We start from the raw sequence: 16,481 nt of genomic DNA, 5'->3' as shown, positions 1-16,481 counted from the left end.
GTGTGCGCTCCAAAGCATGAGGTATACAATGCGCGCCATCGTGATTCTGCTCAAAAAAGGTGCGTCATGCAGCCCTTCGCTATTGCTCCGTCGATTCTCTCCGCCGACTTCGCCCGTCTGGGCGAGGAAGTGGACAATGTCCTGGCCGCCGGTGCCGACATCGTCCACTTCGATGTCATGGACAACCACTATGTGCCGAACCTGACCATTGGCCCGATGGTTTGTGCCGCCCTGCGCAAGTACGGGATCACTGCGCCGATCGACGCGCACCTGATGGTGACCCCGGTGGATCGCATCATCGGCGACTTTATCGAGGCCGGCGCTACCTACATCACTTTCCATCCGGAAGCCACGCTGCATGTCGACCGTTCCCTGCAGATGATCCGTGAGGGTGGCTGCAAGGCCGGCCTGGTGTTCAACCCGGCCACGCCGCTGGACGTGCTCAAGTACGTGATGGACAAGGTCGACATGGTCCTGCTGATGAGCGTCAACCCGGGTTTCGGCGGGCAGAAATTCATCCCTGGCACCCTGGACAAGCTGCGCGAGGCGCGGGCGCTGATCGACGCTTCTGGACGGGATATCCGCCTGGAGATCGACGGTGGCGTCAACGTCAACAACATCCGTGAAATCGCAGCGGCGGGTGCTGATACCTTCGTCGCCGGCTCGGCGATCTTCAATGCACCGAACTACCAGGAAGTGATCGAGAATATGCGCGCCGAACTGGCGCTGGCGCGATCATGAGTGCTTTTGAGCAGCTGTTCCCGGGGCGCATGCCGCGCCTGGTGATGTTCGACCTGGACGGTACCCTGGTGGACTCGGTTCCCGACTTGGCCGCCGCCGTGGATCACATGCTGCTCAAAATGGGGCGTGCACCTGCCGGGCTTGAGGCGGTGCGCGAGTGGGTTGGCAACGGCGCGCCGATGCTGGTGCGCCGGGCCCTGGCCAACAGCCTGGAGGCCGAAGGCGTCGACGACGGCGAGGCCGAGCACGCCCTGGAGCTGTTCAACGCCGCCTACGAGGACAGCCATGAGCTGACCGTGGTCTATCCCGGTGTGCGCGAGACCCTCAAGTGGCTGTACAAGCAGGGCGTGGAAATGGCCCTGATCACCAACAAGCCCGAGCGCTTCGTCGCGCCCTTGCTGGATCAGATGAAGATCGGCCGGTATTTCCGCTGGATCATTGGTGGCGACACCCTGCCACAGAAGAAACCCGATCCGGCGGCGCTGTTCTTCGTGATGAAGATGGCCAGCGTGCCGGCGTCGCAGTCGTTGTTCGTCGGCGACTCGCGCAGTGACGTGCTGGCGGCCAAGGCAGCTGGGGTCAAGTGCGTGGCCCTGAGCTATGGCTATAACCATGGCCGGCCGATTGCCGAGGAATCTCCGGCCATGGTCATCGACAATCTGCGGGCGCTGATCCCCGGTTGCTTAGATCCGGCCGCTGAGATAACGTTGCCCGACGCTGTTCCATCCCCTTCTGGAAACTCCATCGTGGTGGTCACTCGCAAACTCTGGATGAAAGTCATCAAGGCCCTGGCCCGTTGGCGTTGGCGCGCCTGATTTTTGTCTGGCCGGCCCTGCCGGCACGTTTGCATACCTGACTGTTAGACCCTCAAGCCACGAGGCACACCATGATTCGCGAAGAATTCCTGCGTTTGGCCGCAGCCGGTTACAACCGTATCCCGCTGGCCTTCGAAACCCTAGCCGACTTCGATACCCCCCTGTCGATCTACCTGAAACTGGCCGATCAGCCCAATTCCTACCTGCTGGAGTCGGTGCAAGGCGGTGAGAAATGGGGACGCTATTCGATCATCGGCCTGCCATGCCGCACCGTCCTGCGCGTGCACGGGCATCAGGTCAGCGTGACCCACGACGGTATCGAGATCGAAAGCCATGAAGTGGCCGATCCTTTGGCCTTCGTCGAGGAATTCAAGGCTCGCTACAACGTACCGACCATTGCCGGCCTGCCGCGTTTCAATGGCGGCCTGGTGGGTTACTTCGGTTATGACTGCGTGCGTTATGTCGAGCCGCGCCTGGGCCCTTGCCCGAATCCGGACCCGATCGGCGTTCCGGATATCCTGCTGATGGTGTCCGACGCGGTGGTGGTGTTCGACAACCTGGCGGGCAAGATGCACGCGATCGTGCTGGCCGACCCAGCCCAGGACAACGCCTTCGAAACCGGACAGGCGCGCCTGCAGGCACTGCTGGAGCAATTGCGCCAGCCGATCACTCCGCGTCCGGGGCTGGATCTGGGCCGTCCGCCGGCGGCTGATCCCGTGTTCCGTTCCAGTTTCACCCAGGGTGACTACGAGCGGGCGGTGGACACCATCAAGGAGTACATCCTGGCCGGGGACTGCATGCAGGTGGTTCCGTCCCAGCGTATGTCGATCGATTTCAAGGCCGCGCCAATCGATCTGTACCGGGCGCTGCGCTGTTTCAACCCGACTCCCTACATGTACTTCTTCAACTTTGGCGACTTCCATGTAGTGGGCAGTTCGCCGGAAGTGCTGGTACGGGTCGAGGACAACCTTATTACCGTGCGCCCGATTGCCGGGACCCGTCCGCGGGGGGCCACCGAAGAGGCCGACCTGGCCCTGGAAGAGGACCTGCTGTCGGATGCCAAGGAGATCGCCGAGCACTTGATGCTGATCGACCTGGGGCGCAACGATACCGGGCGTGTCTCTGAGATTGGCTCGGTGAAGCTCACCGAGAAGATGGTCATCGAACGTTACTCCAACGTGATGCACATCGTGTCCAACGTCACCGGCCAATTGAAAGCCGGCCTGACAGCGATGGACGCATTGCGGGCGATCCTGCCTGCGGGCACCTTGTCCGGCGCGCCGAAGATCCGTGCCATGGAAATCATCGACGAGCTGGAGCCGGTCAAGCGTGGCGTCTACGGCGGGGCGGTGGGCTACTTTGCCTGGAATGGCAACATGGACACTGCCATCGCGATTCGCACGGCGGTGATCAAGAATGGCGAGCTGCATGTACAGGCCGGTGGCGGCATCGTTGCCGACTCGGTGCCGGTCCTGGAGTGGGAGGAGACGCTGAACAAGCGTCGTGCAATGTTCCGTGCCGTGGCACTGGCTGAACAATCCCCCGCATCCAAGGTTTGAGGAGTTTCCACTATGTTGCTGATGATCGATAACTACGACTCCTTCACCTATAACGTCGTGCAGTACCTGGGTGAGCTGGGGGCCGAAGTAAAAGTCGTGCGCAATGACGAATTGACCGTGGCCCAGATCGAAGCGCTCAAGCCTGAGCGTATCGTGGTCTCGCCCGGTCCCTGCACGCCGACCGAGGCGGGCATCTCCATTGAGGCGATCAAGCACTTCGCCGGCAAGCTGCCGATTCTCGGCGTGTGCCTGGGGCACCAGTCCATCGGCCAGGCCTTTGGCGGCCAGGTGGTGCGTGCCCGACAAGTGATGCATGGCAAGACCAGCCCGGTGTTTCACCGCGACCTGGGCGTCTTCAGCGGCTTGAACATGCCGCTGACCGTGACCCGTTACCATTCGCTGGTGGTCAAGCGCGAAACGCTGCCCGAATGCCTTGAAGCCACCGCGTGGACTCAGCTGGAAGACGGCTCCGTCGATGAGATCATGGGGCTGCGCCACAAGACTTTGAACATCGAAGGGGTGCAATTCCACCCCGAGTCTATCCTCACCGAGCAGGGCCACGAGCTGTTCGCTAACTTCCTCAAACAGAGCGGCGGCACGCGCTAAGGACTTTTCATGGATATCAAGACTGCCCTGAGCCGTATTGTCGGCCATCTGGACCTGAGCACCGATGAGATGCGCGCGGTGATGCGCGAGATCATGACCGGTCAATGCACTGATGCGCAGATCGGCGCATTCATGATGGCCATGCGCATGAAGAGTGAAAGCATCGACGAAATCGTCGGCGCGGTATCGGCCATGCGTGAACTGGCGGACAAGGTCGAGCTGAAAACCCTCGACGGTGTGGTGGATGTGGTGGGCACCGGCGGTGATGGGGCGAACATCTTCAACGTCTCCACCGCGTCGTCCTTTGTGGTTGCCGCGGCAGGTTGCACCGTTGCCAAGCACGGTAACCGAGCCGTGTCCGGCAAGAGCGGCAGCGCCGATCTGCTGGAAGCGGCGGGTATCTACTTGAACCTGACGCCGGTCCAGGTAGCACGTTGCATCGACAACGTCGGCATCGGCTTCATGTTTGCCCAGTCCCATCACGGCGCCATGAAGTACGCCGCAGGCCCACGTCGGGACCTCGGCCTGCGCACCCTGTTCAACATGCTCGGCCCGCTTACGAATCCGGCCGGCGTGAAACATCAGGTGGTGGGTGTGTTCACACAGGCGCTGTGCCGGCCCTTGGCCGAGGTTTTGCAGCGTCTGGGCAGCAAGCACGTGTTGGTGGTGCATTCCCAGGATGGCCTGGATGAGTTCAGCCTGGCGGCACCGACCTTTGTCGCTGAATTGAAGAACGACCAGATTACCGAATACTGGGTACAACCCGAGGACCTGGGCATGAAGAGCCAGAGCCTGTTTGGCCTGGTGGTGGAGAGCCCGGCAGCTTCCCTGGAGCTGATCCGTGACGCCCTGGGTCGGCGCAAGACCGAACACGGGCAAAAGGCTGCTGAAATGATTGTGCTCAATGCCGGTGCAGCGCTGTATGCCGCGGATCATGCCAGCAGCCTGAAAGAAGGTGTGGCCCTGGCCCACGATGCCTTGCACACGGGCCTGGCCCGGGAGAAGCTTGAGGAGCTGGGGGCCTTTACCGCGGTGTTCAAGCAGGAGAATGAAGGATGAGCGTGCCGACAGTTCTGGAAAAGATCCTCGTACGTAAAGGCGAGGAAGTGGCCGAGCGCAGTGCTCGCGTCAGCCTGGCCGAGCTGGAAGGCCTGGCACGGGCGGCCGACGCTCCCCGTGGTTTTGCCCGGGCCCTGCTGGAACAGGCCAAGCTCAAGCAGCCGGCAGTGATCGCCGAGATCAAGAAGGCTTCGCCGAGCAAGGGCGTGATCCGCGAGCATTTCGTCCCGGCGGAAATCGCCAGGAGCTATGAGAAGGGAGGCGCTACCTGCCTGTCAGTGCTTACCGACATCGATTACTTCCAGGGCGCCGATGCCTACCTGCAGCAGGCCCGTGCGGCCTGCAAACTGCCGGTGATCCGCAAGGACTTCATGATCGATCCGTACCAGATCGTCGAGGCGCGGGCCTTGGGTGCTGACTGTGTACTGCTGATTGTCGCTGCGCTGGATGATGTGCGGATGGCGGAGCTGGCAGCGGTGGCCAAGGGCGTGGGCCTGGATGTATTGGTCGAAGTGCACGACGGCGACGAGCTGGAGCGGGCGTTGAAAACCCTCGATACACCGCTGGTGGGGGTCAATAACCGCAACCTGCACACTTTCGAGGTCGACCTTGAAACTACCCTCGACCTGTTGCCGCGTATTCCTCGCGACCGCTTGGTCATTACCGAGAGCGGTATTCTCAACCGTGCCGATGTCGAGCTGATGGAAATCAGCGATGTGTATTCGTTCCTGGTGGGCGAGGCGTTCATGCGCGCCGAAAGCCCAGGCAGCGAATTGCAGCGCCTGTTCTTTCCGGAGCGCGGCCTGCCGGTCAGCGGCTCGACCCTGGATTGACTTCGAGACGATGAACAAGCCGGCGCTGCCGGCTTTTTCATGCCTGCGGCAAGGTTTTCCGTCATCTGCAGCAGGGCAGGCCGTTTGGCTTGCCAGATGAATTCCGAGCAGTTCTGCTCGTCCCGATATGGCAACAGCCCCGAGGATTTCCATTTCCATGACCCAGCCTCTTGCCTTGACTGTCGAAGCGGGCCTGCAAGCCGAACAGGATTTGCTGGCCCAAGTGTGCACTGCAGACCAGGCGTTCGGCCTGTTGTTCTGGCAGCCCAGCGATCGGGCACTGGTGATGCCGCGGCGCTTGAGCCGGTTGCCCGGGTTCGAGCAGGCATGCGCCGAGTCGGCGGCCAACGGCTGGCCGGTGCTGCTGCGGGAAACTGGCGGCGAGCCGGTACCGCAATCGGCGGCCACGGTGAACATCGCGCTGGTCTATGCGCCCCCGCGCAGCGAAGGTGATCAGGGGCGGATCGAAACGGCTTACCGGCGCTTGTGCCAGCCGATCTGCGATCTGCTCAGTGAGCTGGGAGGCAATCCATCATTGGGGGAGGTGGAAGGTGCCTTCTGCGACGGTCGCTACAACGTCAATCTTGACGGTCGCAAGCTGGTTGGCACGGCTCAGCGCTGGCGCCAGAGCAAGGGTGGGCAGCGCCCGGTCGGCCTGGTTCACGGTGCACTGCTGCTGGATAACGAGCGTGAATCCATGGTGGATGCAGTCAACACCTTCAATCGGGCCTGCGGCCTGGAGCAGCGTTGCCGGGCTGACAGTCACATTGCCTTGCATGAGGCCTTCGCCGCCCCCGATGCGATGGCTCGATTGGACAGCCTGTATCGGCAGATGCTCAAGGGGGTTCTGCCGGCTTAGCGGGTACCGAAGACCACCATGGTCTTGCCTTTGACATGAACCAGGTTGCGCTCTTCGAGATCCTTGAGAACGCGGCCGACCATTTCTCGTGAGCAGCCGACGATCCGGCCGATTTCCTGGCGGGTGATCTTGATCTGCATGCCGTCCGGGTGAGTCATGGCATCCGGTTGCTTGCACAACTCCAGCAGGCAGCGGGCCACCCGTCCGGTCACGTCGAAGAACGCCAGGTCGCCGACCTTGCGCGTGGTATTGCGCAGACGCTGGGCAATCTGCCCGCTGAGCACATAGAGAATGTCCGGGTCGTTCTGCGACAGCTCGCGGAACTTGGCGTAGCTGATCTCGGCAACTTCGCACTCCACCTTGGTTCTTACCCAGGCGCTGCGCTGCTGTTCGTGCCCGGCCTCTTCGAACAGGCCCAGCTCGCCGAAAAAGTCCCCGGCATTGAGGTAGGCAATGATCATCTCCCGGCCATCATCGTCTTCGATAAGGATGGTCACCGAGCCCTTGATGATGAAGTACAGGCTGTCGGACACGTCGCCGGCGCAGATGATGTTGCTCTTGGCCTGATAGCGGCGGCGCTGACAATGCATCAGCAACTTGTCGAGATTCTTGATCTTGGGGGTGGGGGCAATAGCAACCATGGTTGTATCCCGAAAAGACTGCACGGTATGGGGTGATTTTTTTATAGGGCTAACATGAGGGCGATAAACGCTGGCGATGCGCCAGTCATTTGGCGTCAGCTTAACAGACACATCCTCAGTGAATTTAAGATTTTTCTTATCTTGGTCCGGTAAAGAGGGGGCGCAAGGTCTAAGCGCTGCCGACAGAAGTGCCTGTGCTAAGCTGGCGACCCTTTTTTATCAGTGGAGTCTTGGCGATGAAGGCACGCATCCAATGGGCTGGTGAAGCCATGTTCCTCGGTGAGTCGGGCAGTGGCCATGTTGTGGTGATGGATGGTCCACCAGAAGCCGGTGGCCGAAACCTGGGTGTTCGCCCCATGGAGATGCTTTTGCTCGGCGTGGGTGGTTGCAGCAACTTCGATGTGGTCAGCATCCTGAAGAAGTCGCGCCAGGCGGTCGAGAGCTGCGAGGCCTTCCTCGATGCCGAGCGTGCCACCGAGGATCCCAAGGTCTTCACCAAGATACACATGCACTTCGTGGTCAAGGGCCGGGGCCTGAAGGAAGCCCAGGTCAAGCGGGCCATCGAACTGTCCGCCGAGAAGTACTGCTCGGCGTCGATCATGCTCGGTGCCGCCGGAGTGGTCATTACTCACGATTACGAGATTGTCGAACTGGGCTGAATTACCAGCGCTTTCACTGACAAAGGAAAAGGGCGCCTCGATGGCGCCCTTTTTCATATTCGGTGCTGGAGATTCAGATCCGGTAAGTGCTTTTGGTCATGACCTTGGCCAGCAGGCTCATGCCGAACTTCACCGGGGCGGGGAAGCGGAAGCCACCGGCTTCGAGAGCAGTTTCGGCGTGGTGTTCTTCGTCGATGCGCATCTGTTCGAGAATGGCGCGGGACTTTTCGTCTTCCGCCGGCAGTTGCTCCAGATGTTCGTTCAGGTGCTTGCACACTTGATCTTCAGTGGCAGCCACGAAGCCCAGGCTGACTTTGTCGCTGATCAGGCCGGCAGCGGCGCCGATACCGAAGGACAGGCCGTAGAACAACGGATTGAGCACACTGGGATGGCTGCCCAACTGGCGGATGCGTTGTTCGCACCAGGCCAGGTGGTCGATTTCTTCCTCGGCGGCATGCTCCATGGCCTTGCGCACCTGAGGCAGCTTGGCGGTCAGGGCCTGGCCCTGGTACAGCGCCTGGGCACAGACTTCCCCGGTATGGTTGATGCGCATGAGCCCGGCGACGTGCCGGGTGTCCTCGTCACTCATCTGCGCTTCCGGCTGCACGATGGCGGGCGAGGGGCGATAAGGTTGACCGCTGAAAGGCAGCAGCGTGCGCATGGCCATATCGGCCTGCAGCAGCAGACGGTCGATCGGCGAGTAGTGACGTTGGGTAGTCATGCTTATCTCCGGGAAGAATCACGGCGGCCAGTTTACTCCAATCATTGGAGTGAAACCTGCGCTGGATCAGCGCACCCTCGCCTGGGGCATGGCGAGAGGGCGCTGCAGAAGGGGGACTTGGGTCAATCAGCCCGGAGGCCAGTTCATCTGGCGCTGACCCAGTACGTGCATGTGGATGTGGTAGACGGTCTGTCCGCCCAGCTCATTGCAATTCATCACCACTCGGAACCCGTCCTCGCAGCCTTGCTCCTTGGCCAGGCGCTGGGCGGTGAACAGAATGTGTCCGGCTAGGGCCTTGTCGTCCTCGGTGAGGTCGTTGAGGGTGCGGATGGGCTTTTTCGGAATCACCAGGAAATGCACCGGTGCTTGCGGGGCAATATCATGGAAGGCCAGAACCTGGTCATCCTCGTAGATGATCTTTGCAGGTATTTCTCTGTTGATGATCTTGGTGAACAGAGTATCCACAGCTGTTTCTCCATTGGTTGGTCCGGGCTGAGTGTACTCAGGCTCACGATGTGCGCCCAGCCCCGACCGGGTGCTTAACGAGGGCAATAAGCCCGATTGACGTAACCGACGATCTTGCGAGTCAGCCAGCGCGAACCCAGGCGGCTGCTGAAGGCCATCCAGCGGTTAAGGCGGCCGGGAATGATGATCGCGCGGTTCTTTTCCAAGGCGCGGACTGCGTAGAGTGCGACTTCCTCGGGGCTCATCAGCAGTGTGCTGTCGTTGAGCTTCTCGGTGTCCATCTGTGCGGTGCGAAAGAACGCAGTGCGGGTTGGGCCAGGGCAGAGTACCGAGACCTTGACCGCGCATTTCTTCAGCTCTTCACGCAATCCTTCGGAAAAGTGCAGGACATAGGCCTTGCTGGCGTAGTAGGTGCTCATCCAGGGGCCGGGATAGAAGGCGGCCACCGAGGCGACATTGAGAATCTGTCCGCCGCCCAGCAGTGCCATGCTGTTGCCCAGGGCGTGGCACAAGCGGGTCAGGGCGAGGATGTTGACTTCGATCAGGTCCTGCTCGGTCATCCAGTCCTGGGCCAGGAACGGTCCACTGGTACCAATGCCGGCGCAGTTCACCAGCAGGTCGATCTGCCGGTCACCTTCCTCCAGTTCCAGCAGGAAGCCGGACAGGCGCAGGGGCTCACCCAGGTCGCAGGCGCGAAACAACACTTCGACGCCGAAACGCTGGGTCAACTCCAGGGCGATGGCTTCCAACTGATCACGCTGACGGGCCACGAGAATCAGGTTGCGGCCGCGCCGGGCCAGCGCTTCGGCCAGGGCCAGGCCTATGCCGCTGGAAGCACCGGTGATCAGGGCGTAACGGGTCATGCACTTCTCCATCGCAACGGCCGGTTGCCTGCGACAGGGAGAGTCGCAGGCGCGGACGCGTTTATTCTTGCTCGGATTCTACAGAGGGCGCGGCGCTATCGGCCGGTTCGGCGTCTTCATCCACGCTGGTGGAGTCGATGGTTTCGCTGTAGCTGGCCTCGCTGTAGCGATCTTCCAGGGAGCTCAGGCCGCCGGCCACAACGCCGACGATCAGCAGGACGATCAGCACCACCCACATCCATGACAGAACCTTGACCGCCGTGGTGTTGGGCGGAGGCGGCGCGCCATAGCGGTTGGCCACGTTGCTGCCTGGGCTGACCATCAATACCAGCGGGAAGATGCTGCCGACGATCGGTACGAAGTTCAGCAACCACAGCCAGCCCGACCAGCCCAGGTCGTGCAGGCGCTGTACGCTGATCTGGATGCTGACGACGATGGAGCCGATAAACAGGATGGCGCCGACGAAAATGCCCAGTCCCATGAGCAGGCCGGAGTTGGTTATCGCGCTGAACAGGATGCCGACGAAGGCGCCGACACCGAGCAAGGCAATGATGATCACGGTCAGGACCAGCGTCCAGGCCAGGTAGCGCAGGCGACCAATCCGGCCCTGAAAACTGAAGGGGTTCAGTGTCGCGTACTGGGGAATGGCTTCGCCGACGGTGGCCTGAGGTGGCGCGTAGGGCGAATTGCTGGTGTTGGCCGGGCGTGGAGGCGGGGCGGCTGTTACCGAGTCCAGGCTCAGGTCCAGGGACTGCTCGGCTTGGATCCTGGCGTCGATGCCTGCCTTCTTCAAGGCTTCGAGATAGCGGTCGGCGTCGGCCTGGGTCAGGTCGCGCTTGAGCTCCACCCATTGTCCTGTGAACAGGCGTTCCACCGCCGTGGTGTCGCTTTTGAACAGTTCGGCCAGGTTCAGTTGGGCGGTGGACTTTTCGACTCCGGGCAGCAGCGTGCCGTCGAACACAATCTTGTAGCGGGTCTCGCTCATGGGGGCATCCCTGTCACTTGAAAAGAAGGTTTACACAAAAGATGCGTAGTTTAAGGCCAGCGCCCCCTCACTGGCCAAGAAACAATGAGAACGGCTTAGCGTGGCCAGTGTTTGCTCAATCGGGCCGAAGATTCCTGGGCCGCGCGATATTCGTTGTCCAGGCGGGCGATCAGTTGATCAATGTTCGGCAAGTCGTCGATTTCACCGACGCCCTGGCCTGCTGACCACACGGTTTTCCAGGCTTTGGCTTCATCGCTGATGGGCTTGAGCTTGGCGCCGAAATTGACTTCACCCTTGCCTTGCAGGGCGGCCAGGTCGAAGCCGGCATTTTCCAGGCTCTGGCGCATGAAGCTGGCGGGAACCCCAGAGACCGCGGCGGTGTGGACGATGTCTGCGGCGCGAGAGTTCAGCAGCATGTCCTTGTAGGCTTGCGGGGCATGGCTTTCGGTTGTGCCGATAAAGCGGGTGCCCAGGTACGCCAGGTCAGCGCCAAGCAGTTGCGCGGCAAGAATCTCGTGGCCGCGGTTCAGGCAGCCGGCCAGCAGCAAGGTCTTGTCGAAGAACTGGCGGATTTCGGCAACCAGGGAGAATGGGCTCCAGGTCCCGGCGTGTCCTCCTGCGCCGGCGGCAACGGCAATCAGCCCATCGACACCTGCTTGTGCCGCCTTCTCCGCATGACGGCGGGTGGTCACGTCGTGAAAGACCAGGCCTCCGTAGCTGTGCACGGCATCCACTACCTCTTTGACCGCCCCCAGGCTGGTGATGATGATTGGTACTTTGTGCTCGATGCAAATCTCCAGGTCGGCCTGCAGGCGCGGGTTGCTGTTGTGCACGATCAGGTTCACGGCGTAGGGGGCAGGGTTCTCCAGCTTGGCCAGCCCCGCCTCGATCTCCTCGAGCCAGGCCTTGAAGCCACTGCTTTCGCGCTGGTTGAGTGCCGGAAAGCTGCCCACCACGCCATTGCGGCAGCAAGCCAGGACCAGTTCAGGGTTGGAGATCAGGAACATCGGAGCGGCTACCACTGGCAGGCGCAGGCGTTGTTCGAGCAGAGCGGGCAGTGACATTGGAGTACCCCCAGGGGATGCGACTAGTAAGAGTTAGAACGGCCGTACAACGACCAAAATTACAATAGCCAGCAATATCAGAACCGGTACTTCATTGAACCAGCGATAAAAGACATGGCTGCGGGTGTTTTCGCCACGGGCAAAGCGTTTCACCTGGGCGCCGCACATATGGTGATAGCCGATCAGGATCACCACCAGGGTCAGCTTGGCATGCATCCAGCCACCCTGGCCGAAGTAGGCGCTGGGGTTGAGGCTGATCAGCCAGATGCCGAAGATCAGCGTTGCGATCATCGCCGGCCCCATGATGAAGCGGTACAGCTTGCGCTCCATCAGGCAGAAGCGTTCACGACTGATGCTGTCTTCGCTTTGGGCGTGATAGACGAACAGCCGCGGCAGGTAGAAGAGGCCGGCAAACCAGCAGACCACGCTGACGATATGAAAGGCTTTGAGCCATAGATAGAGCATTTTTAGTTATTCCCAGGTTCACGGTGGCGAGGATAGTAGAGGGTAGAGCGTCCGCACGTCACCTTGACGGTTGTCGCAGGGGCGCGCCGCCCCTATTATCGGCAGCTTTCCAGTGGGTTCGTTGAGGGCAGGTTTATGGTCAAGGTCGGTATTGTCGGCGGCACGGGTTACACCGGTGTCGAACTGCTGCGTCTGTTGGCACAGCATCCGCAGGCTCGCGTGGAAGTCATCACTTCGCGATCCGAGGCCGGTCTGGCTGTAGCCGATATGTACCCGAACCTGCGTGGCCACTATGACGGCCTGGCCTTCAGCGTGCCGGACATCAAGACCCTGGGCGCCTGTGACGTGGTGTTTTTCGCCACGCCCCATGGAGTTGCCCACGCGCTAGCTGGCGAATTACTGGCGGCGGGCACCAAGGTCATTGACCTGTCGGCGGATTTCCGCCTGCAGGATGCCGATGAGTGGGCCAAGTGGTATGGCCAGCCCCATGGCGCACCGGAACTGCTGGACGAGGCGGTCTACGGCCTGCCTGAGGTCAACCGCGAGCAAATCCGCAAGGCGCGTCTGATTGCCGTTCCAGGCTGCTATCCGACCGCCACCCAGTTGGGGTTCCTGCCGTTGCTAGAGGCTGGTCTTGCCGATACCAGCCGCTTGATTGCCGACTGCAAGTCCGGCGTCAGCGGCGCGGGCCGTGGCGCGAGCGTAGGGTCGCTGTATTCGGAAACCTCCGAGAGCATGAAGGCCTATGCCGTTAAAGGGCATCGCCATCTGCCGGAAATTCGCCAGGGCCTGCGCCGGGCGTCGGGCAAGGATGTCGGGTTGACCTTCGTGCCGCACCTGACGCCGATGATTCGTGGCATCCACTCGACGCTCTATGCAACGGTTGTGGATAAGTCGGTTGATCTGCAGGCGCTGTTCGAGAAGCGCTATGCCAACGAGCCGTTTGTCGATGTCATGCCGGCCGGCAGCCACCCGGAAACCCGCAGCGTGCGCGGTGCCAACGTGTGCCGGATTGCAGTGCATCGCCCTCAGAACGATGATCTGGTAGTGGTACTGTCGGTGATCGACAACCTGGTCAAGGGGGCTTCGGGCCAGGCCGTGCAGAACCTCAATATCCTGTTTGGCCTGGATGAGCGTCTGGGGCTTTCCCACGCGGGCATGCTGCCTTAAGGGGGGTTGGCGGTTGAGCAGAAGGGCCCGTCTGACGGGCCTTTCTGCGTTATGCGGACAGCTGTACGACTATTGATATACCGTAACAATAGTTGACCGCTTTTCTAGGAGAAGCGGATAATGCGCGTCATTACGCAGTATGGCGGCTTAACGCCGGGAGATAGTCAGCATGAGCGTTGAATCCTTCACCCCCACGGCTTTGCAATTCACTCAAGGTGCAGCGCACAAGGTGAAGACCCTGGTCGATGAAGAGGGTAATGATCGCTTGAAGCTGCGCGTATTCGTTACGGGCGGCGGTTGTTCGGGGTTTCAGTACGGTTTCACTTTCGATGAGGATGTGGCCGATGATGACACCATCGTTGAGCGCGAAGGCGTGAGCCTGGTGGTCGACCCCATGAGTTTTCAGTACCTGGCCGGTGCTGAGGTGGACTACCAGGAAGGCCTGGAAGGTTCGCGTTTCGTGATCAAGAACCCTAACGCCACCACTACCTGTGGTTGTGGGTCTTCGTTCTCGATCTGATCAGTCGGCGAAAGCTTTCTATCCAGCGCCGCAGGGCCTTACGGTCCTGCGGCGTTTTGCTGCCTGGCGATCAGGCAGGATAGATGGCGCCCAAGATTCGCAGGCCACGGGCGCCGGTAACGCTTGGGCGATTGGCGGCGATACCTTCCAGGCAGCAGTGAGCGAGCCAGGCGAAGGCCATGGCCTCTACCCAGTCGGGATCTATGCCATAAGCTGCGGTGGTGTCGACCCGGGTCCTGGGCAGCAGTGCGGCCAGGCGATTCATCAATGTCAGGTTGTGGGCGCCGCCGCCACACACCAGAAGCTCCTGCGTATCGCCTTGGGCAGTCTGCAAAGATTCGACGATGGTCAATGCGGTCAGTTCAAGCAGCGTTGCCTGTACATCCTCAGGAGCCATGCTGGGATGTTGGGCCAGATGTTGTTGCAGCCACTCGAGATTGAAGACTTCGCGGCCAGTGCTCTTGGGGCCGTGGGTGGCAAAGAACGGATCACTGAGCAAGGTCTTCAAAAAACCTGGGACCAGCTTTCCGCTAGCAGCCCATTGGCCGTTGTAATCGAAGTTGTCCCCGCGTTGGATCTGTATCCAAGCATCAAGCAGCACATTGCCTGGCCCACAATCAAAGCCGGCGACCGGTTTACCGGTTTCGATCAGGCTCAAGTTGCTGAACCCTCCGACATTCAGAACCGCGCGGTTCCCCGTGCGCTGCTGGAACAGGGCTTCGTGAAAGGCCGGGACCAGTGGGGCACCTTGGCCACCTGCGGCTACATCGCGACTGCGAAAGTCACTGACGACGGTTATGCCTGTGAGCTCGGTCAGCAGCGCCGAGTTACCTATTTGTACGGTGAACCCGCGACTGGGCTCATGGCGTACGGTTTGCCCGTGGCTGCCGATGGCGCGGATGTCTTCAGCTTGCAGTTGCTGTTTTTGCAGGAGGTCGTGGATGCCCTCGGACGCCAGCTTGACCCAATGCTGCTGAGCAATGGCAGAGCGGGCGATCTCGTCGGGGCCACTGGCGCACAAGCTCAAGAGCTCGGCGCGCAGGGTTTCAGGCATGGGGATATAGCAGGTGGCGATCAGCTTGATTGTCGGATCTTGTTCAATCAGGGCAATGTCCAGGCCGTCTAGGCTGGTGCCGGACATCACCCCTATGTAGAGCGCCATGACTCAGCGTTTGCTCGAGGCCAGCATGGTGGCCTTTTCCTGGTCCATTCGTGCCATCAGAGGCTGGCTCTGCTGGAGGAAGCGTGTCCGCTCAGCCTTGGCAATAGGATCGGCCATTGGCAGCTTCTGTCCTAGAGGATCGACGTGGACACCATTGACCTGGAACTCATAGTGCAGGTGTGGCCCAGTGGAAAGGCCGGTGGTACCGATGTAGCCGATGACCTGCCCCTGCTTCACCGAGCCGCCTGTCTTGACGCCTTTGGCAAAGCCCTGCATGTGCCCGTACAGCGTACGGTAGGTGTTGCCGTGTTGAATGATCACAGTATTGCCATAGCCGCCGCGACGACCTGCCAGCAGAACCTTGCCATCACCGGCAGCCTTGATAGGCGTGCCCCTTGGTGCGGCATAGTCGACGCCTTTGTGGGCGCGGATCTTGTTCAGGATCGGGTGCTTGCGGCCCATGGAAAAGCGCGAGCTGATGCGGGCAAAGTCCACGGGGGTGCGAATGAACGCTTTGCGCATGCTGTTGCCATCGGCTGTGTAGTAGCTGCTGGAGCCTTGCTTGTTGGTATAGCGAACAGCGGTATAGGTTTTGCCGCGGTTGGTGAAGCGCGCGGAAAGAATATTGCCGGTGCCTACGACTTTGCCGTTGGCGACTTTTTGCTCATAGATCACATCGAACTCGTCACCCTGGCGAATATCCTGAGCGAAGTCGATGTCGTAGCCGAAGACGTTGGCCATATCCATGGTCAGGCTATGGGACAGGCCGGCACGGGAAGCGGATTGTGAAAGCGAGCTGTTGATGACGCCGTGTACATAGGCGGAGCGAACTACCGGTTTGGTGATCACTCGGCTGAAAGTAAAGCCTTTCGGGCCTTTGCTAAGCGTAATGGTTTCAAGGTCGCTGACCTTGCTGTGCAGGTTGTTCAGTTGACCGTCTGGGGTCAGTTCGAACTCAAGCTTTTGGCCGTGTTTCAGTTGGGAAAACTGCTTGGCCTGCTTGTCGCTTGCCAGTACTTCATGCACAGAAGCCGACGGGAGGCCAACTTTCTCGAACAGCGTGGATAGTGTGTCCCCCTTGGTCACCGTGACTTCTCTATGGCCTGGGGCTTTCTGCTCTTCGACGGCCGCGGGCGCAGGTTCGGCCTCTGCAGTTTTCGCGCTGTCTTCGGCGGTATCGTCAATCTGTGCAAAAGGCGAGGCGACAGCCTCATTTGTGGCTTGTTCGACAGTTACAGCGTCTTGATCTTGCTTGAGTTGTTCGACCGGACTTTCCAGGTCAAGGCTCAATGTC

General features: G+C 60.6%; 19 protein-coding genes (1 of these 19 only partly in view). 10 read left to right on the top strand and 9 right to left on the bottom strand.

Annotated features, from left to right (window positions below; genetic code table 11):
- Positions 1-66 precede the first annotated feature (66 nt).
- The 7 genes from rpe to ACZ5BO_RS31695 all read left to right on the top strand — a co-directional run bounded on the left by rpe (position 67) and on the right by ACZ5BO_RS31695 (position 6,472).
- Positions 67-741, top strand: coding sequence for a ribulose-phosphate 3-epimerase (rpe, locus tag ACZ5BO_RS31725; RefSeq protein WP_464697415.1), 675 nt, complete (start codon positions 67-69; stop codon positions 739-741).
- Entirely contained in the window at positions 738-1,556 is an 819-nt protein-coding gene (locus ACZ5BO_RS31720) for a phosphoglycolate phosphatase (protein WP_025132418.1), read from the top strand. The genes rpe and ACZ5BO_RS31720 overlap by 4 nt, the downstream gene beginning before the upstream one ends.
- 71 nt (positions 1,557-1,627) lie before the next feature.
- Positions 1,628-3,115: an anthranilate synthase component I gene (gene trpE / locus ACZ5BO_RS31715; RefSeq protein WP_025132419.1), complete on the top strand. Its 1,488-nt coding sequence runs from the start codon at positions 1,628-1,630 to the stop codon at positions 3,113-3,115.
- A 12-nt stretch (positions 3,116-3,127) separates the two neighbouring features.
- Complete coding sequence (locus ACZ5BO_RS31710; protein ID WP_025132420.1) at positions 3,128-3,721, top strand: aminodeoxychorismate/anthranilate synthase component II; 594 nt, start codon at positions 3,128-3,130, stop codon at positions 3,719-3,721.
- Between the two features lie 9 nt (positions 3,722-3,730).
- Positions 3,731-4,780 carry an anthranilate phosphoribosyltransferase gene (trpD, locus tag ACZ5BO_RS31705; RefSeq protein WP_025132421.1) on the top strand — a complete coding sequence of 350 codons (1,050 nt, stop codon included), beginning with the start codon at positions 3,731-3,733 and terminating at the stop codon, positions 4,778-4,780.
- Positions 4,777-5,613, top strand: coding sequence for an indole-3-glycerol phosphate synthase TrpC (trpC, locus tag ACZ5BO_RS31700; RefSeq protein ID WP_025132422.1), 837 nt, complete (start codon positions 4,777-4,779; stop codon positions 5,611-5,613). The genes trpD and trpC overlap by 4 nt, the downstream gene beginning before the upstream one ends.
- A 157-nt stretch (positions 5,614-5,770) precedes the next feature.
- A complete protein-coding gene (locus ACZ5BO_RS31695) occupies positions 5,771-6,472 on the top strand; it encodes a lipoate--protein ligase family protein (RefSeq protein ID WP_464697413.1) in 702 nt (233 codons plus the stop codon).
- On the opposite strand, the gene crp is transcribed toward ACZ5BO_RS31695, so the two are convergent.
- The gene (crp, locus tag ACZ5BO_RS31690; RefSeq protein WP_025132424.1) at positions 6,469-7,113 is read right to left on the bottom strand and encodes a cAMP-activated global transcriptional regulator CRP; all 645 of its coding nucleotides are present in this window, start codon (positions 7,111-7,113) and stop codon (positions 6,469-6,471) included. The two genes, ACZ5BO_RS31695 and crp, sit on opposite strands and share 4 nt — an antisense overlap.
- Positions 7,114-7,349: 236 nt before the next feature.
- Between crp and ACZ5BO_RS31685 the strand changes: the two genes are divergently transcribed.
- Positions 7,350-7,772: an OsmC family protein gene (locus ACZ5BO_RS31685; protein ID WP_025132425.1), complete on the top strand. Its 423-nt coding sequence runs from the start codon at positions 7,350-7,352 to the stop codon at positions 7,770-7,772.
- 73 nt (positions 7,773-7,845) lie between these two features.
- Here the strand turns inward: ACZ5BO_RS31685 and coq7 are convergent, their stop codons facing one another.
- The 6 genes from coq7 to hemJ all read right to left on the bottom strand — a co-directional run bounded on the left by coq7 (position 7,846) and on the right by hemJ (position 12,335).
- Positions 7,846-8,493: a 2-polyprenyl-3-methyl-6-methoxy-1,4-benzoquinone monooxygenase gene (coq7, locus tag ACZ5BO_RS31680; protein WP_025132426.1), complete on the bottom strand. Its 648-nt coding sequence runs from the start codon at positions 8,491-8,493 to the stop codon at positions 7,846-7,848.
- A 126-nt stretch (positions 8,494-8,619) separates the two neighbouring features.
- Complete coding sequence (locus ACZ5BO_RS31675) at positions 8,620-8,958, bottom strand: histidine triad nucleotide-binding protein (protein ID WP_016963742.1); 339 nt, start codon at positions 8,956-8,958, stop codon at positions 8,620-8,622.
- Positions 8,959-9,032: 74 nt separating this feature from the next.
- The gene (locus ACZ5BO_RS31670; protein ID WP_025132427.1) at positions 9,033-9,821 is read right to left on the bottom strand and encodes an SDR family NAD(P)-dependent oxidoreductase; all 789 of its coding nucleotides are present in this window, start codon (positions 9,819-9,821) and stop codon (positions 9,033-9,035) included.
- A 61-nt stretch (positions 9,822-9,882) separates the two neighbouring features.
- A complete protein-coding gene (locus tag ACZ5BO_RS31665) occupies positions 9,883-10,806 on the bottom strand; it encodes a DUF805 domain-containing protein (protein WP_025132428.1) in 924 nt (307 codons plus the stop codon).
- Between the two features lie 95 nt (positions 10,807-10,901).
- A complete protein-coding gene (locus ACZ5BO_RS31660; protein ID WP_025132429.1) occupies positions 10,902-11,870 on the bottom strand; it encodes an NAD(P)H-dependent flavin oxidoreductase in 969 nt (322 codons plus the stop codon).
- A gap of 33 nt (positions 11,871-11,903) precedes the next feature.
- Entirely contained in the window at positions 11,904-12,335 is a 432-nt protein-coding gene (gene hemJ, locus ACZ5BO_RS31655) for a protoporphyrinogen oxidase HemJ (RefSeq protein WP_025132430.1), read from the bottom strand.
- A 135-nt stretch (positions 12,336-12,470) separates the two neighbouring features.
- Between hemJ and argC the strand changes: the two genes are divergently transcribed.
- Positions 12,471-13,505, top strand: a complete 1,035-nt coding sequence (argC, locus tag ACZ5BO_RS31650) for an N-acetyl-gamma-glutamyl-phosphate reductase (RefSeq protein WP_025132431.1) — start codon at positions 12,471-12,473, stop codon at positions 13,503-13,505.
- A 169-nt stretch (positions 13,506-13,674) separates the two neighbouring features.
- On the top strand, positions 13,675-14,025 hold the full coding sequence (gene erpA, locus ACZ5BO_RS31645; RefSeq protein ID WP_025132432.1) for an iron-sulfur cluster insertion protein ErpA: 351 nt from the start codon (positions 13,675-13,677) through the stop codon (positions 14,023-14,025).
- Positions 14,026-14,095: 70 nt separating this feature from the next.
- Here erpA and ACZ5BO_RS31640 read toward each other — a convergent pair whose 3' ends face one another.
- Positions 14,096-15,187 (bottom strand): anhydro-N-acetylmuramic acid kinase, encoded by a 1,092-nt coding sequence (locus ACZ5BO_RS31640; protein WP_025132433.1) that lies wholly within the window; start codon positions 15,185-15,187, stop codon positions 14,096-14,098.
- A 3-nt stretch (positions 15,188-15,190) separates the two neighbouring features.
- On the bottom strand, positions 15,191-16,481 hold the 3' portion of the coding sequence (locus ACZ5BO_RS31635; RefSeq protein WP_464697411.1) for a peptidoglycan DD-metalloendopeptidase family protein. 131 nt of this gene lie beyond the right edge of the window; 1,291 of the gene's 1,422 nt are visible here — the last part of the coding sequence; its start codon lies off the right edge, out of view — the gene reads right to left on this strand; its stop codon occupies positions 15,191-15,193.

It is taken from the genome of Pseudomonas sp. FFPRI_1 (genome assembly GCF_055384485.1).
This window is presented reverse-complemented; position numbering and strand designations above follow the sequence as displayed.

Bases quoted from the DNA above. Each gene is read 5' to 3' on its own strand.
- rpe (WP_464697415.1), top strand. From the start codon at position 67: ATGCAGCCCTTCGCTATTGCTCCGTCGATTCTCTCCGCCGACTTCGCC.
- ACZ5BO_RS31720 (WP_025132418.1), top strand. From the start codon at position 738: ATGAGTGCTTTTGAGCAGCTGTTCCCGGGGCGCATGCCGCGCCTGGTG.
- trpE (WP_025132419.1), top strand. From the start codon at position 1,628: ATGATTCGCGAAGAATTCCTGCGTTTGGCCGCAGCCGGTTACAACCGT.
- ACZ5BO_RS31710 (WP_025132420.1), top strand. From the start codon at position 3,128: ATGTTGCTGATGATCGATAACTACGACTCCTTCACCTATAACGTCGTG.
- trpD (WP_025132421.1), top strand. From the start codon at position 3,731: ATGGATATCAAGACTGCCCTGAGCCGTATTGTCGGCCATCTGGACCTG.
- trpC (WP_025132422.1), top strand. From the start codon at position 4,777: ATGAGCGTGCCGACAGTTCTGGAAAAGATCCTCGTACGTAAAGGCGAG.
- ACZ5BO_RS31695 (WP_464697413.1), top strand. From the start codon at position 5,771: ATGACCCAGCCTCTTGCCTTGACTGTCGAAGCGGGCCTGCAAGCCGAA.
- crp (WP_025132424.1), bottom strand. From the start codon at position 7,113: ATGGTTGCTATTGCCCCCACCCCCAAGATCAAGAATCTCGACAAGTTG.
- ACZ5BO_RS31685 (WP_025132425.1), top strand. From the start codon at position 7,350: ATGAAGGCACGCATCCAATGGGCTGGTGAAGCCATGTTCCTCGGTGAG.
- coq7 (WP_025132426.1), bottom strand. From the start codon at position 8,493: ATGACTACCCAACGTCACTACTCGCCGATCGACCGTCTGCTGCTGCAG.
- ACZ5BO_RS31670 (WP_025132427.1), bottom strand. From the start codon at position 9,821: ATGACCCGTTACGCCCTGATCACCGGTGCTTCCAGCGGCATAGGCCTG.
- ACZ5BO_RS31665 (WP_025132428.1), bottom strand. From the start codon at position 10,806: ATGAGCGAGACCCGCTACAAGATTGTGTTCGACGGCACGCTGCTGCCC.
- ACZ5BO_RS31660 (WP_025132429.1), bottom strand. From the start codon at position 11,870: ATGTCACTGCCCGCTCTGCTCGAACAACGCCTGCGCCTGCCAGTGGTA.
- hemJ (WP_025132430.1), bottom strand. From the start codon at position 12,335: ATGCTCTATCTATGGCTCAAAGCCTTTCATATCGTCAGCGTGGTCTGC.
- argC (WP_025132431.1), top strand. From the start codon at position 12,471: ATGGTCAAGGTCGGTATTGTCGGCGGCACGGGTTACACCGGTGTCGAA.
- erpA (WP_025132432.1), top strand. From the start codon at position 13,675: ATGAGCGTTGAATCCTTCACCCCCACGGCTTTGCAATTCACTCAAGGT.
- ACZ5BO_RS31640 (WP_025132433.1), bottom strand. From the start codon at position 15,187: ATGGCGCTCTACATAGGGGTGATGTCCGGCACCAGCCTAGACGGCCTG.